The following is a 15,558-nucleotide window of genomic DNA, read 5'->3' on the forward strand; positions in this document are numbered from 1 at the left end:
TGCAAGACACGCCTAGAACAACTCCAGAATCCGGTGATACATCATCCCGAGTTCCAGCGCCGGTCCACGCAATGCCGGGCCGCCCGGAAAGCGTGCATGCCGCAACTGCGCGAACAGATCGAAGGCGGCCGTCTCACCGGCCATGGCTTTAGCAATCACGCGTCCGGCAATGCCGGTCAGCGCCACGCCGTGACCCGAAAAGCCCTGCACGTAGAAGTAGTTCGGATCGATCGAGCCGAAATCGGGCGCACGGTTGCGCGTCACGTCGACAAAACCGCCCCACGCATAGTCGATTCGCACATCGCCTAGCTGCGGGAACACGCCGATCATGCGTTTGCGAATCTCTTCGCCGAGCTGGACAGGCGAAGCACCAGTCGAACTCGCGCGCCCGCCGAACAGCACGCGATGATCGGCCGACAAGCGGAAGTAATCGAGGAAGAAGTTGTTGTCGCAAATCGCCTCGCGCCCTTTGATCAGCGCGTCGGCGCGTGCCTGACCGAGCGGTTCCGTGGCGACAATGTAGGAAGCGATCGGCGCGATGCGCGCGGCCACCGGTGCGGGCAACACGTCGCCGATCGTGGCGTTGCCGCATGCCGCGACGAAGCGGCAGCGCACCTCGCCGCGAGCGGTGCGCACGATAGGCCGGGTGCCGCGCACGACTTCGGTCACCGGCGAATGCGCAAACAATTGGGCACCTTCACGACGTGCCGCATCGGCAAGACCGAGGCAGTATTTGAGCGGATGCAGATGGCCGGAAAACGGATCGTAGACGCCTGCCAGATAGCGTTGCGACGCGACGCGTGAACGCACTTCATCGGTATCGAGCCACGACAGTTTCGTATAGCCCCAGCGTTGCGAGGCCGACTCCATCCACGAACGCAAATCCGGCACACGCTTCGGTTTGGTGGCCACCGTCAGATAGCCGGAGGTGAAATCGCAGTCGATGCCGTAGCGTTCGATGCGTTCGCGCACCAAAGCCACGCCTTCCACCGACATCGCCCACGCGGCGCGCGCACCGTCGAGCCCGAGTTGGCGTTCGATGATCTCGTCTTTCGCGAAACCGACCAGCGTCTGTCCGCCGTTGCGCCCCGACGCGCCCCAACCGGGACGATGCGCATCGAGCACGATCACCGACAAGCCGCGCGCCCGGCATTCCAGCGCCACCGACAACCCGGAGAAGCCCGCGCCGATCACACAGACGTCGGCCTCCAGCGTGCCGTCGAGCATCGGATCGTCGGCTGGCGGACGCGCGGCGCTCGCCTCGTAGTAGGAGTTGGCGATCAGCGCATCGGCGCGGCGGTCGAGGGTGTTAAAGCCAGGCGTTGGAGCATTCATCAAAGCAGGTCCTTCATTCGATACCAGGCCATCGCGAGCACGAGGGCGGGGGTGCGCAGTGTAGCGCCGCCGGGGAAGTCGCGGTGACGAATCTTGCCGAACAAGTCGAAGCGCGAGGCCTGGCCGTCGATCGCTTCGGCGATCAGCTTGCCCGCGAGCCCGGTGGTGTTCACGCCATGGCCGGAGAAACCTTGCGCGAAATACACGGTGGGCGATAGCCGCCCGAAATGCGGCGCGCGATTCATCGTGATGTCGACGAAGCCGCCCCACGCATAGTCGATTTTGACATCGTCGAGTTGCGGGAAAGTTTTCAGCATATCGCGGCGCATCGCTTCACCGAGATTGCGCGGCGCGAACGTCGAATAGCTGACTTTGCCGCCCCACAGCAAACGATTGTCGGGGGCGGGCCGGAAATAGTCCAGCACGAAGCGGCTGTCGCACACGGCCGCTTTCGCCGGCATCAGCGCTTCGGCGCGATCGGGGTCGAGCGGTTCGGTGGCGATCACGTAGGTGCCGACCGGCATGATCTTGCTGGCGAGATCCGGCGCGAGTTGTCCGAGATAGGTATTGCAGGCGAGCACGACAAATTGCGCATTTACCTTGCCGCGCGCCGTTTCGGCCACATGCCGGCCGTTTTCCTCGCGCAGCGCGGTGACGCAACTGTCTTCGAAAATCCGTACGCCGGCCTCGCGTGCCGCGCGCGCCAGACCGAGCGTGTAATTCAACGGATGCAGATGGCCGCTGTCCGCATCGAACAATCCGCCGAGGTAGCGTTGCGATTGAACATAGCTGCCGACGCCGTCGGCGTCGACATAGCTGAAGCGGTCGTAGCCGAAGCGCCGTTGCGCTTCGTCGCGCCATTTTTGCAGCGCGTCCGTATCGCGCGGCTTGTTCGCCGCGGTCAGGTAACCGATGGTCAGGTCGCAGTCGATCTGATGCTTCGCGACGCGTTCCTTGACGATATCCAGGGTTTCGAGCCCCATGTCCCAAACACGCTTCACGTCATCCGCGGGCATGAACTTCGCGAATGTATCGATATCGCAGGCAAAGCCGCCGATCAACTGGCCGCCATTGCGGCCGCTCGCGGCCCATCCGACTTTCGATGCTTCGAGCACCGCGACCGAGTGACCGCGTTCGGCGAGATTCAACGCGGTCGAGATGCCGGTGAGTCCCGCGCCGATCACGCAGACGTCGACATTGAGCGTTTCTTCGAGCGGGGGATGGCGGGTGGTGTCGTTGGCGGTTGCTGCGTAATACGAGGCGACGTGAGGCTGGTTTGAGAAACGGAGCATAGGCAGAGCATGCGGAAGAGGCCCTGACGCGTGGCCCGCGGTCAAGCCGGGCCACGCGATGAGGCGGGTCGTGTTAGAACGAGTAGATGAACTGCGTCGCGAGCAGGTCGTTGGACTTGCCGTACGAGCCGTCGTTCTTCAGGAACACCTGTTTGTTCGCCCAGTCGTGGCGGTATTCCACCTTGACCGTGATCTGCTGGGTCGGATAGAACAGCAGGTCGAGCGACACGTCCTGACGGGTGGCGCCCTTGCACTCGAAGCCGAGACCGCCGTTCGCCTTCGAATTGGCGAGGCAGTCCGCGCCGATACCGAAGCCGTCCGCCGTATCCATGCCGTTCGAATTCAGCGCGATGCCACCGCCGCCACCGCCGTTCTTGCTGTCGACGAGCAGGTCATAGCGCACCGTCGCGCCCATGCGGCCCACCACCGGCAGGTTGAACTTGCGGTGCGCGAGCAGCGAGAGGCCGTACCACTGCGCCTGACCGCCGTTGTACGCCGCGTTCTGCTGCTGGCCGTAGTCGATTTCGGCGTTGTACTGCACGTCGGCGAGGGTGTAGGTCAGGTCGGCTTCGGTGAAGAAGAACGTGCCGCCCGCGCTAGGCGATTGACCGCCTACGCCGTACGAGACCGCGCCGGTGTTCGCATCAATGGCGCTAGGCAGCGTCTGACGGCCGATATTGAACGACCCGCCGACATCCAGCGCGCTCGACCACGTGTAGTCGGTACGCGCCGTGAACGTCGGGATCTTGTTGCTGGTCGTGATCGGATCGCCAAGTGCGTTGGTGCCGACCTGCGTCGTCGCGCCGTACGTGCGGTACTGCTCGTTGCCGAGGAAGAACTTCCACGCCCAGTTACCCGTCGTGTAGTTCGCACCGATCCCGATGTAGCTGCCCGGATCCGAGAAGTCATACAGCAGGTTGTGCGTGAGCGTGAGCATCTGGTTCGACTGCTGCACTTCATAACCGCCGAAGCTCGGAATCAAACCGGCGACGAGCGTCGTCGTCGCCGTGAGCGGCACATTGACGACTGCCGTGTTGAGGATGTTGTTGCCGATGTTGCCATGCTCGTTCGTCAGCAGCGTAATACCGTTGCCGCGGTTCGGCATCAAGGTGATTTCGGCCGACGGCGCCATCGGGCCTACACCGAAGGTCTTCTTGATGTCGAGGTACAGATCGCCGAACGTACTGTTGAAGTAGTTGTAGGCGCTTTCGTGGTTCGCGAACAGGAACGACGAGCTGCTCTGCGCACGGTTATAGATGTAGGTCGGATCGATATAACCGGTCACCGACAGGCCGGCGATCGGCCCCGTGTTCGCCGCGTCCACCAGCGAATCGACCTTCAGCTGCTGATTGGCGATCTGCTGCTTCATCGAATCGACCTGATCGTTGGTCAGCGTCGCCTGCGCCTTGCCGTAGTCCGGCGAGGAGATGTCGACCGGCGCCGCCACCACGGCCGGCGCCGGAGCCGGTGCCGCTGCCACCGCCTTCGGCTTGGACGCCACCTCGGCACGCAACTGCTTCACCTCCTTTTGCAGCGCGTTGAGCTGGGCCTGTAGCGCCTTGATCTGGTCGCTGGTGGCGTCCGCCATGGCAAAGCCTGGCAAACTCCCCGCCACCAACAGACAGATGAGCTTCTTTCTCATGCAAATTCTCCTTATTGGTCGTATTGCAAAAGGACTTCTTATGCGCTTGCCGTATCGAGCGATTTCCGTACGGCGGCTTGTTGTGGTGCTGACGGCAACGGGTCCGCGGCTTCGGCGAGCGCGAACGCCATCTGCATGTCGCGGTTGCGCTTGCGCTCGCGCACCTGCATCCAGCGGTTGACGGCGATCACGCCGATCGTCACCGTGGTGATGAAGATCGTGGCGAGCGCGTTCATTTCCGGATTCAGACCGAGGCGCACACGCGAGAACACCACGAGCGGCAGCGTGGTCGAGCCAGGACCGGACAGGAACGCCGAGAGCACGAGATCGTCGAAAGACAGCGTGAACGACAGCAGCCAGCCGGACATCAGAGCCTGCGAGATCAGCGGCAGCGTGATCAGGAAGAACACCTTGAACGGCGTGGCGCCGAGATCGAGCGCGGCTTCTTCGAGCGACTTGTTGAGCTCCTTCACCCGCGATTGCACGATGATCGCCACGTACGATACGCACAGCATCACGTGGCCGATCCAGATCGTGAAGAGGCCACGGCCCTTCGGCCAGCCGAGCATCTGTTCGAGCGCGACGAACAGCAGCAACAGCGAGATGCCCTGAATCACTTCAGGAATCACCAGCGGCGCGTTGATCATGCCGGCGAACAGCGTGAAGCCGCGAAAGCGTCCGAAGCGGGCGAGCACGAAACCTGCCCACGTACCGATCACCACCGATGCACACGCGGTCAGCAGACCGATTTTCAGCGACAGCCACGCTGCACTGAGCAGTTCGCCGTCTTGCAGCAAGGCCCCATACCATTTGAGCGAAAAGCCGGACCAGACCGTGACGAGCTTCGACTCGTTGAACGAATACACCACCAGGCTGATGATCGGGATATACAGAAACAGAAACCCGACCGTCAGTACGCTATTGGACAGCGTTCTATTTGGCTTGATCATTTCGCGTCCTCCAGTTCCTTGACCTGGTAGTACTGGAACACGGCCATCGGCACGAGCAGCAGTAGAACCATCGCGACGGTGACAGCGGATGCCATCGGCCAGTCCATATCGTTGAAGAATTCATCCCACATCACGCGGCCGATCATCAGCGTATCGGCGCCGCCGAGCAGTTCAGGAATCACGTACTCGCCCACCGCCGGAATGAACACCAGCAGGCTGCCGGCGATGATGCCGTTCTTCGACAGCGGCAAGGTGATGCGCGTGAACGCGGTCCACGGCTTGCAACCGAGGTCGTAAGCGGCTTCGAGCAGCGTCAGATCCATCTTCACCAGGTGGGCATACAGCGGCATCACCATGAACGGAAGATACGAATAAACCATGCCGATATAAACGCCAATATCCGTGTGGTAGAGGCGCAACGGTGAATGAATCATGCCGATGGACATCAGCGTGTGATTGAGCAGGCCGTCGTCCTTCAGAATGCCGATCCAGGCGTAGACGCGGATCAGGAACGACGTCCAGAACGGCAGCATCACGCCCATCATCAGCAGGTTGCGTTTGGTCGGCTCCGAGCGGGCGATGTAATACGCAATCGGGTAGCCGATCAACAGGCAGAAGAAGGTCGAGATTCCGGCCATCTTCAGCGAGCTGATATACGTCGCGACGTACAGATCGTCCTGCAGCAGGAAGGCGTAGTGGCTGAGCTGCATGGCGAAGTGCACCATGCCGTCCTTGACTGTCACGAGATCCGTGTACGGCGGGATGCCCAGACGCAGATCGGCGAAACTGATCTTCAGCACCAGCACGAACGGCAACGCGAAGAACACGAAGAGCCACATGAACGGCACGCCGATCACGGTCGTGCGGCCTGACGGCACCAGTATCGAGAGGCGTTTTTTCAGCGAGCCGAGCAGGCGGCTGCCGGACGGCGCGCCGAGCGCCGCGGGGGAGGAGGTAGTGGGATGGCTCATTGCGTCAGCACCACGCCGCTGGCGGGCGACCAGTAGACGAACACGTCGTCGTTATAGGACGGCGCACCTTCGCTCATCAGGTGCGAGCTGGAGAGATTCGACACGACCGTCTTGCCGCTCGGCAGGCGCACGTGATACAGCGAATAGCTGCCCATGTACGCGACGTCCGAGACCACGCCGCGCGCCCAGTTGTGCGGTGTGGAAGGCTTGTCGAGCGAAACCTTCACGCGTTCCGGACGCACCGAGATGCCCACCGGCATGCCGAGCGGGCCGGTAATGCCGTGGCTCACGTAAATGCGCGACTCGAGGTCTTCGCTTTCCACGAAGATGTGGTCCGGCTCATCCGCGACCACGGTGCCTTCGAACAGATTGGTCGAGCCGATGAACTCGGCCGAGAAGCGGCTATTCGGGAACTCGTACACCTGGCTGGGCGAGCCGATCTGCACGATGCGGCCTTCGCTCATCACGGCGAGGCGGCCTGCCATCGTCATCGCCTCTTCCTGATCGTGCGTCACCATCACGCAGGTCACGTCGACCTTCTCGATGATGTTGACCAGTTCGAGCTGGGTTTTCTGGCGGATCTTCTTGTCGAGCGCCGACATCGGTTCGTCGAGCAGCAGCAGCTTGGGGCGCTTGACGAGCGAGCGGGCCAGCGCCACACGCTGCTGCTGTCCGCCGGACAACTGATGCGGTTTGCGTTGCGCGTATTTGCTCATCTGCACGAGATTGAGCGCGTCGGCAACGCGTTCCTTGATCTCGTTCTTCGGCGTGCCTTCCTGCTTGAGGCCGAAGGCGATATTCGCTTCGACGCTCATGTGCGGGAACAGTGCATACGACTGGAACATCATGTTGACCGGCCGCTTGTACGGCGGCATCGCGGCGAGATCTTCGCCGTCGACGAAAATGCGTCCGGAAGTCACCGTCTCGAGCCCCGCGAGCATGCGCAGGAGCGTGGACTTGCCGCAGCCGGAGCTGCCGAGCAGCGCGAACAGTTCGTTCTTCGCAATGCTCAGATTGACGTTGTCGACAGCGGTGCTGTCGCCGAATTTCTTCACGACATTTTCAATGCGAACGAATTCGTCCGATTTCGATTTTGTCGTGTGTGCGGGGCGGGCCATCTGGGTGGCGCCGGCTACGCTAGGTAATGTCGTCGAGTTCATGATGTAACCATTCCTTGCGGATCGCGAGCGCAAGTGTCTCCGTACGAGTCGCAAAGAGCGGCTCGCAAGATGCGCTGCGATCGGAAAACATGGGACTGCGCAGGTGGAACCCTAAAGCGCAGGCTGACTGCCGTTACTGCCATTCATGCGCTCAGGGTTCGAGCGATCCCTGAGCGCGGGATCGATTCTTTTTGGTTTGGCTTTATTAATGGCCGGTTTTAAGCTGCGCCCAAAGACGATTTTCAAGGCGCAGAATGTCGGTGGGCATTGGCTTCATGAGCGTCATTTTGCTCAACACTTCGTCGCCCGGATAAACCGTTGCATCCTGTGCGACACCCGGTACGACGAACTGGCGCGCGGCCTTGTTCGCAGTCGGATAGAACACTTCATTGGTGATCGCGGCGTTGACCTTCGGATCTTCGATGTAATTGATCCACTTCAGCGCGGCTTCCGGATGCGGTGCGTCTTTCGGGATCACCATCACGTCGAACCACAGCAGGCCGCCTTCCTTGACGTTCGAGAATTTCACCTGATACGAACGCTTGGCTTCAGCGGTACGGCGGCTCGCGATGCCGACGTCGCCGGACCACGCCACCGCGACGCAGATGTCGTTGTTAGCAAGGTCGTTGATGTAGCCGGACGAATTGAATTGGGTGATATACGGGCGGACTTTCTTCAGCACTTCGAACGCGGCCTGATAGTCGGCGGGGTTCGTGCTGTTCGGGTCCTTATGCATGTATTGCAGGGTGGCGGCAAACACGTCGACCGCCTGGTCGAGGAACGACACGCCGCAGCCCTTCAGCTTCGACAGATTGGCCGGGTCGAACACGAGCGCCCAGCTATCCACCGGGGCATTGGCGCCGAGTGCTTTCTGCACGGCCTGCACGTTGTAGCCGATACCGTCGGTGCCGTAGGCCCAGGGCACACCGTACTGGTTGCCCGGATCGGCGTCGGAAATCATCTTCATCAATACAGGGTCGAGGTTCGACAGGTTCGGCAGTTTCGACTTGTCGAGCTTCATGTACACGCCGGCCTGAATCTGCTTGGCCATGTAGTTCGATGTCGGCACCACGATGTCGTAACCGGAACTGCCCGCGAGCAGCTTGGCCTGCAACGTGTCGTCGCTATCGTAGTTGTCGTACTTGACGTGGATGCTTTGCTGCTTCTCGAAGTTCGGAATCGTGTCCTTCGCGATGTAGTCCGACCAGTTGTAGACATTCAGTTCCGTGTCGGCCGCAAGGGCCGGCGTGACCGACAACGCCGCAAAACCCGTGAAGGCGAGAAGCGCGGCCCCCGCGACCGCATGACGAAGATGACAAACGCTCATGGTTTTTTCCCTTGATGTGAAGAACCGGCATGAGCGCGTATCGTGGGTGTGCCCATGCCGGAACGAACTGCCGTTACGAAATTCCGAGTTGTTGTGCGGTCGCGTCGATGGCGTATTTGGCCTTCGAAACGATCTCGTCGATTTCCAGCTTGTTGATCACGAGCGGCGGCGAGAGCAGCATCCGGTCGCCGGTGGCGCGCATGATCAGGTTGCCGTTGAAGCAGAAGTCGCGGCAGATCGTGCCGACTTCACCGCCATTGGCGAAGCGCTTGCGCGCTTTCGGGTCTTCGGCGAGTTGCAGGCCGGCCACCAGGCCCGCACCGGAGATTTCGCCGATGATCGGGTGATTGGCGAAGGTGTCGCGCAGCTTCTTCTGGAAGTACGGACCCGTGTCGGTCTTGACGCGCTCGACGATCTTTTCGTCGCGCAGCAGTTTCAGATTGGCGAGCGCCACCGCCGCGGCCACCGGATGGCCGGAGTAGGTGAGGCCATGATTGAAGTCGCCGTTCTCGATGATCGCCTTGGCGACGCGATCGTGCAGACCGACCGCGCCCATCGGCACATAGCCGCTTGTCAGGCCCTTGGCCAGCGTGATCAGATCCGGCTCGAAACCGAAGTGCTGATGCGCGAACCATTCGCCGGTCCGGCCGAAGCCGCCGATCACTTCGTCGGCGACCAGCAGGATGTCGTACTTGCGGCAGATGCGCTGGATTTCCGGCCAGTACGTCGAAGCCGGGAAGATCACGCCGCCCGCGCCCTGGAAAGGCTCACCGATAAAGGCAGCCACGTTGTCCGGGCCGATTTCGAGAATCTTCGCTTCGAGTTGCTGCGCGCGGGCCAGAGCGAATTCTTCCGGCGTCAGATTGCCTTCTGCTTCGCCGAAGAAGTACGGCTGGTCGATATGCACGATGTTCTCGACTTTCGAGGGCATCTGTTCGTGCATGTAGCCCATGCCGCCCAGCGTGCCGCCGGCGATCGTCGAGCCGTGATAGCCGTTCTTGCGCGAAATGACGAACTTCTTCGAATGCTTGCCTTGCGTCGCCCAGTATTGATGGACGATGCGCAGGACGGTGTCGTTGCCTTCGGAGCCGCTGTTGCAATAGAAGAAGTGATTGAACGGTTCCGGTGCGAGCTCGGCAAGCAAGGCTGACAGTTCGATTACCGGCGGGTGCGTGGTCTTGAAGAAGGTGTTGTAGAAGGGCAGTTCCTGCATCTGGCGGTACGCTGCGTCGGCCAGTTCCTTGCGGCCATACCCGACGTTCACGCACCACAAACCGGCCATGCCGTCGATGATCTTGTTGCCGTCCGAATCCCACAGGTACACGCCTTGCGCCTTGACGATCACGCGGCTGCCGGCGCGATTGAGCGAACCCATATCCGAAAACGGATGGATGTGGTGCGCGGCGTCGAGCGCGCGGTATTCGGCGGTGCTGCGTTGTTGCGTGGCCTGTGCGCCTGCAGCGGCGCTGGGTTGAATGGCCGGTTGCACGTAAGCGACTTCTTCTGTTCTATAGCTCATACTGCCTCCAATTTTTTTGCGTTTGCGGGCGACGTCGTCGATAAAAGCCTTAGACGTGCAGCAGCAAATGCCGGCGTTCCCACGAACTGATCACGCGGAAAAACGCTTCGTATTCGGTTTCTTTCAGTGCGAGGTAAGCCTTGACGAATTTCTCGCCGAGTACTTCGGCGATCGGCTCGCAGGCGCCCATCAGCGTCAGCCCCTCTTCGAGGTTGCGCGGCAACTGGTACGGCAATTCGTAGCCGTCACTGAGCAGCGGCTCGGTGGCTTCGAGGTTTTGCGTCATGCCGAGATAGCCGGCGGCGAGCGTTGCGGCAATCGCCAGATACGGATTGCAGTCTACGCCCGGAATGCGGTTCTCGATGCGGCGCGCGGCCGGTCCCGAATGCGGAATCCGGAACCCCACCGTGCGGTTGTCGTAACCCCATGCCACGTTGATCGGTGCGGCCATGAAGCGCGACAGGCGGCGATACGAGTTGATGTACGGCGCGAAAATCGGCATCAGCGCCGGCGTGTATTTCTGCAGGCCCGCGATATAGCCCGTAAACAAGGAGGTGGGCTTGCCGTCCGCACCGGTGAACAGGTTGTGGCCGGTTTCTTCATCGACTAGGCTCTGGTGCATGTGCATCGCCGAGCCCGGTTCGCCTTCCATCGGCTTGGCCATGAAGGTTGCGTACATCTTGTGACGCAGCGCGGCTTCACGCACCGTGCGCTTGAACAGGAACACGCTGTCGGCGAGCTTGAGCGGATCGCCGTGCATGAAATTGATTTCCATCTGCGCGGCGCCGACTTCGTGAATCAGCGTGTCGACTTCCAGTTCCTGCACTTCACAGTATTCATAGATGTCTTCGAACAGCGGATCGAATTCGTTGACGGCTTCGATCGAGTACGCCTGACGTCCGGTCTCCGGACGGCCCGTACGGCCGATCGGCGGTTGCAGCGGCAGGTCCGGGTCCTTGTTCATGTCGACCAGGTAGAACTCGAGCTCGGGCGCGATAACTGGCTTCCAGCCTTTGGCCTTATACAGCTCGAGCACGCGGCGCAGCACACGGCGCGGCGAGATTGCGACGGGCGTGCCGTCGAAGTGAACGCAATCGTGGATCACCTGGGCGGTCGGATCGACGGCCCACGGAATCATGCGGATGGTGCTGGCGTCGGGCACGCAGACCATGTCCGGGTCGGTGACGCCGGTGAGCGTGCCGTCTTCCGGATAGTCCCCTGTGACGGTCTGGATCATCACCGCCTGCGGCAAGCGCATGGATTCGCCGGATTCGAACTTGCTGCGCGGAATGATCTTGCCGCGTGCGATCCCGGCCATATCCGGAATGATTGCTTCGATTTCGGTGACGCGGTTCTGCTTCAGGAAGTCGTCGATTTCATGCATGATTATTCTCTCAGTTTTGGTGCGCGACCGGCTCAGGCATGCGTGGCGGCGGCGGATGCCGCGCCATAGCCGGCCTTGGTGCGCATTCGATCGCGGCAGGCGTCGCCGAAGGCGCGAAAGATCGCGGTGGAAAGCGCGTCGTCGGCATGCTTCCATTCCGGGTGCCACTGCACACCCAGCGCGAAGGCACGCGCATCTTTCACGCTCACCGCTTCGATCAATCCGTCCGGGGCGGTGGCTTCAGCCACCAGTCCCGCGCCTAGCCGCTCGACGCCCTGACCGTGCAATGAATTCACACGCGCTTCATTCGTGCCGCCCGCGAGGCGCTGCAACAAGCCGCCCTGCGTCAGCGTGATCGAATGCGACGGTGCGTATTGCACGTCGAGGTCGTCTTCCTTGTTCTCGCGATGGTCGTTCAAGCCGGCCACCGCGTGAACGCTTTGATGCAACGTCCCGCCGAACACCACGTTCATTTCCTGGAAACCCCGGCATACCGCCAGCACCGGCACGCCTGCTGCGATCGCGGCGCGCAGCAGCGGCAGCGTCGTCGCATCGCGTGCGGCGTCGTGCAGCGTGCCCGGCGCGCTGGGATGGCCGCCGTAGCGGTGCGGCTCGACATTCGAATAGCTGCCGGTGAACAGCAAGCCGTCGACAGCAGCCAGCACGTCTTCGGTGGACTGACGCTCGCCGAGCGCCGGCAGCAACATGGCCAGCGCCTGCGAGCCGTCCACGATCGCGGCGATGTACTTCTCGCCGGTCACGTGCGACGGGTGGACTCCCATCATCGTTCTGTCGGCGCTGATGCCGACGAGAGGTTTGTTTCGCATATCAGATAGACGTGTATGTTCCCCGCGGGACGCGGCATGAACAACGTTAAACACGGCGCGGCAACATTCCGCAGCCGGACGCAAGGCGTCAGGCCACCGGGTCGTGCAGGCGGTCGTCGTCAGCGGGACGCGCCGCGCGTGGTAATCAGATGTGCCGTTCGATTCGGTCCGCTGCGGTGCGCAACTGATCTGATCCGCATGAAGCGTATAGGCGGCAGACGGCGCCGCACACGCACGAACGCATGGCTCGAGAGAGCACGCTCACGCAAACGGACGAATCGAACGGCGAAAAAAGGGGAGGCGCTACGGCAGCAGCGAGGCGACTTCGTCCGTGCGCACAGCAATGAAGGCGCGCGCGGAGATGGAGTTGTGACGTCGAACTGAACGGCGGGACAGGATCGTGAAGACGGACAGAAAGCGGCGGAACGCAAGGCTGCCGCTGCTGCCGTCGGCGATGGCGCCGTCAGCGCGAGGACAACTCGCCTGACTTCGATTCCATCTCACCAAAGGGCCTCGGACTCTCACGATTACACTCGACTAGCGACGTTGAAAGTATTGAACGCTTGCTCGAAAAACGCACTGGGCGTTTAAAGAAACATGACGCTGGGATGATCGCCTCTGCCCGGCGCGAACAGGGTTCGCTGCGTCAAAAAACACCGTTTCGTGCTTCGTGACGTCGGCATGACGATCGCCTGAGAACCATCGTATACGAGCCAATAATGCCGTCAAATCATTTTTATAAAAGAATTATCAGGGCTTTCCCGAGGGTGTCGCCAGAATCCCGGCCGGTGGGAACAATCGTTGCGCAAGTCATATTTCGGAATCCTTTCAGGGTTTTCCCCAGCGGCGCAACGATTAAAGTGATTAGAATATTCAACACTCACGGGCGCACGTTGCCCGAGTCCACGCGCCCGATCGTTTCCTATGTCAGAGAACCTAGCGATGTCCATAGAAGTAGCGACCCGCCTGCAGTACATCCGTAAGAAGAATGGCCTGTCGCAGCGTGAGCTGGCGAAACGGGCGGGGGTGACGAACGGCACGATCTCGCTGATCGAACAGAACCGCGTGAGTCCCTCGGTTGGGTCGTTGAAGAAACTGCTCGAATGCATACCGATGAGTCTTGCCGAGTTCTTCACGTTTGAAGTCGAGGTGGAGCGCTCCGTCGTATCGCGCCGCGCCGACATGCCGAATCTCGGCAACGAGTCGATCGAGTTCTATCTCGCCGGTTCCAGTGTGAAAGACCGCAACATGGGCATTCTGCGCGAGGTCTACCAGCCGCTGTCGGATACCGGGCCGGAGATGCTGGAGCACGCGGGGCACGAGGGCGGGGTGGTGGTCAGCGGTCAGATCGAACTGACGGTGGACGGTGTCACGTGGCTGCTCGACCCCGGTGACAGCTATTACTTCGAGAGCCGTCTACCGCATCGTTTTCGCAATCCCAGCGCGGAGCATCTCTGCGAGATCGTGTCGGCCAATTCGCCGCCCACGTTCTAAAGACTCCGCGCCAACGCGCCGCGACGCAGTTCCAAGCCGCCTGAAGCCGATGCCGGCGTGCGTCGAGCGCATAACATTGAGGCATCCTGATGGACAAGAAATCTCTCGCATTCTGGCAAGACAAAGCCGCTACGCTTTCGATCGAAGGTCGCGCGTTTATCGACGGCGAGTACCGTGACGCCGCAGGCGGCCGCACGTTCGACTGCCTGAGCCCGATCGACGGCAAGCTGCTCGCCAAGGTTGCCGACAGTGGCGCGGCGGAGGTCGACGCCGCCGTGGCAGCCGCACGCCGCGCGTTCGATTCCGGCGCGTGGTCCGGCCTCAATCCGCGCAAGCGCAAGGCGATTCTCCTGCGCTGGGCCGCGTCGATCCGCGAGCATATGGACGAACTCGCGCTGCTCGAAACGCTGGACGCCGGCAAGCCGATCGCCGACACCACCTCGGTGGACGTGCCGGGCGCGGCCTATTGCGTCGAGTGGTTCGCTGAAGCGATCGACAAAGTTGGCGGTGAAGTCGCGCCTGCCGATCATCATCTGGTGGGTCTCGTCACGCGCGAGCCGATCGGTGTGGTGGCGGCCGTCGTGCCGTGGAATTTCCCGATCCTGATGGCGTCGTGGAAATTCGGCCCGGCTTTGGCGGCGGGTAACAGCGTGGTTTTGAAGCCTTCGGAGAAGTCACCGCTCACCGCGATCCGCCTCGCGCAACTCGCGCTGGACGCGGGCATCCCCGCCGGCGTGTTCAACGTGGTGCCGGGCGCGGGTGAACCGGGCAAGCTGCTGGCGTTGCATCAGGACGTGGACTGTCTAGCCTTCACCGGCTCGACCAACGTCGGCAAGCTGATCATGCAATACGCCGGTCAATCGAATTTGAAGCGCGTCTGGCTCGAACTCGGCGGCAAGTCGCCGAACATCGTGATGCCGGATTGCCCCGATCTCGACCGTGCGGCGAACGCGGCGGCCGGCGCGATCTTCTACAACATGGGCGAAATGTGTACCGCCGGTTCACGCCTGCTCGTGCATAAAGACATCAAGGACGTGTTCCTCGACAAGCTGATTGCCGCCGCGCGCAGCTATACACCGGGCAATCCGCTCGATCCGCAAACCTCGATGGGCGCGATCGTCGACAACGTGCAGCTCGAACGCGTGCTCGGTTATATCGAAGCGGGCCGCGCCGAAGCGAAGCTGCTGTTAGGCGGGTCGCGCGTCAAGCAGGAAACAGGCGGCTTCTATATCGAGCCGACCATCTTCGAGATTCCGGCTGCCGGCGCGAAGGTTGCGCGCGAGGAAATCTTCGGGCCGGTCCTGTCGGTGATTACGTTCGATACGGTTGAAGAAGCGGTCAGGATCGCTAATGACAGCGAATACGGTCTCGCCGCCGCCGTCTGGACCTCGAACCTCACCACCGCGCATGAAGTGTCGCGCAAGCTGCGTGCCGGTACGGTTTGGGTCAATTGCTACGACGAAGGCGGCGACATGAATTTCCCGTTCGGCGGTTACAAGCAATCGGGCAACGGCCGCGACAAGTCGTTGCACGCGCTGGAGAAGTACACCGAGCTGAAGTCCACGCTGGTGCGGCTGCGCTAAAGTTCGCCAAGCCAGCGCGGCAGCGCGCTTGAAAAGGCACTGCCGCGTTCCCAATGAATCCGAGGCCGGACGTC

At 61.5% G+C, this 15,558-nt stretch carries 13 protein-coding genes; 2 read left to right on the forward strand and 11 right to left on the reverse strand.

The window, feature by feature from the left end:
• Positions 1 to 12: 12 nt before the first annotated feature.
• The 11 genes from DSC91_RS05065 to DSC91_RS38165 form a co-directional block, all read right to left on the reverse strand.
• Positions 13 to 1,335 (reverse strand): NAD(P)/FAD-dependent oxidoreductase, encoded by a 1,323-nt coding sequence (locus DSC91_RS05065; RefSeq protein ID WP_115777116.1) that lies wholly within the window; start codon positions 1,333 to 1,335, stop codon positions 13 to 15.
• On the reverse strand, positions 1,335 to 2,627 hold the full coding sequence (locus DSC91_RS05070) for an NAD(P)/FAD-dependent oxidoreductase (protein ID WP_115777117.1): 1,293 nt from the start codon (positions 2,625 to 2,627) through the stop codon (positions 1,335 to 1,337). The genes DSC91_RS05065 and DSC91_RS05070 overlap by 1 nt, the downstream gene beginning before the upstream one ends.
• A 73-nt stretch (positions 2,628 to 2,700) precedes the next feature.
• Entirely contained in the window at positions 2,701 to 4,269 is a 1,569-nt protein-coding gene (locus DSC91_RS05075; RefSeq protein ID WP_115777118.1) for a DUF3138 family protein, read from the reverse strand.
• A gap of 38 nt (positions 4,270 to 4,307) precedes the next feature.
• Positions 4,308 to 5,219: an ABC transporter permease subunit gene (locus DSC91_RS05080; protein ID WP_115777119.1), complete on the reverse strand. Its 912-nt coding sequence runs from the start codon at positions 5,217 to 5,219 to the stop codon at positions 4,308 to 4,310.
• Complete coding sequence (locus tag DSC91_RS05085) at positions 5,216 to 6,190, reverse strand: ABC transporter permease subunit (RefSeq protein ID WP_115777120.1); 975 nt, start codon at positions 6,188 to 6,190, stop codon at positions 5,216 to 5,218. Before DSC91_RS05085 ends, DSC91_RS05080 begins: the two co-directional genes overlap by 4 nt.
• Positions 6,187 to 7,350 (reverse strand): ABC transporter ATP-binding protein, encoded by a 1,164-nt coding sequence (locus tag DSC91_RS05090; RefSeq protein WP_115777121.1) that lies wholly within the window; start codon positions 7,348 to 7,350, stop codon positions 6,187 to 6,189. The genes DSC91_RS05085 and DSC91_RS05090 overlap by 4 nt, the downstream gene beginning before the upstream one ends.
• 205 nt (positions 7,351 to 7,555) lie before the next feature.
• The gene (locus tag DSC91_RS05095; protein WP_115777122.1) at positions 7,556 to 8,677 is read right to left on the reverse strand and encodes a polyamine ABC transporter substrate-binding protein; all 1,122 of its coding nucleotides are present in this window, start codon (positions 8,675 to 8,677) and stop codon (positions 7,556 to 7,558) included.
• Between the two features lie 73 nt (positions 8,678 to 8,750).
• Positions 8,751 to 10,196 (reverse strand): aspartate aminotransferase family protein, encoded by a 1,446-nt coding sequence (locus DSC91_RS05100; RefSeq protein WP_115777123.1) that lies wholly within the window; start codon positions 10,194 to 10,196, stop codon positions 8,751 to 8,753.
• A gap of 49 nt (positions 10,197 to 10,245) precedes the next feature.
• Entirely contained in the window at positions 10,246 to 11,580 is a 1,335-nt protein-coding gene (locus DSC91_RS05105) for a glutamine synthetase family protein (protein WP_115777124.1), read from the reverse strand.
• Positions 11,581 to 11,612: 32 nt separating this feature from the next.
• Positions 11,613 to 12,407, reverse strand: coding sequence for a gamma-glutamyl-gamma-aminobutyrate hydrolase family protein (locus tag DSC91_RS05110; protein ID WP_115777125.1), 795 nt, complete (start codon positions 12,405 to 12,407; stop codon positions 11,613 to 11,615).
• A 303-nt stretch (positions 12,408 to 12,710) separates the two neighbouring features.
• Positions 12,711 to 12,932 (reverse strand): hypothetical protein, encoded by a 222-nt coding sequence (locus tag DSC91_RS38165; RefSeq protein WP_370577238.1) that lies wholly within the window; start codon positions 12,930 to 12,932, stop codon positions 12,711 to 12,713.
• Between the two features lie 417 nt (positions 12,933 to 13,349).
• Here DSC91_RS38165 and DSC91_RS05120 point away from each other — a divergent pair, with 417 nt between their 5' ends.
• Complete coding sequence (locus DSC91_RS05120; protein WP_115777126.1) at positions 13,350 to 13,901, forward strand: cupin domain-containing protein; 552 nt, start codon at positions 13,350 to 13,352, stop codon at positions 13,899 to 13,901.
• A gap of 89 nt (positions 13,902 to 13,990) precedes the next feature.
• On the forward strand, positions 13,991 to 15,484 hold the full coding sequence (locus tag DSC91_RS05125; protein ID WP_115777127.1) for an aldehyde dehydrogenase: 1,494 nt from the start codon (positions 13,991 to 13,993) through the stop codon (positions 15,482 to 15,484).
• Positions 15,485 to 15,558 lie beyond the last annotated feature (74 nt).

The organism is Paraburkholderia caffeinilytica (assembly GCF_003368325.1).
In the GTDB taxonomy this organism is placed as follows: domain Bacteria; phylum Pseudomonadota; class Gammaproteobacteria; order Burkholderiales; family Burkholderiaceae; genus Paraburkholderia; species Paraburkholderia caffeinilytica.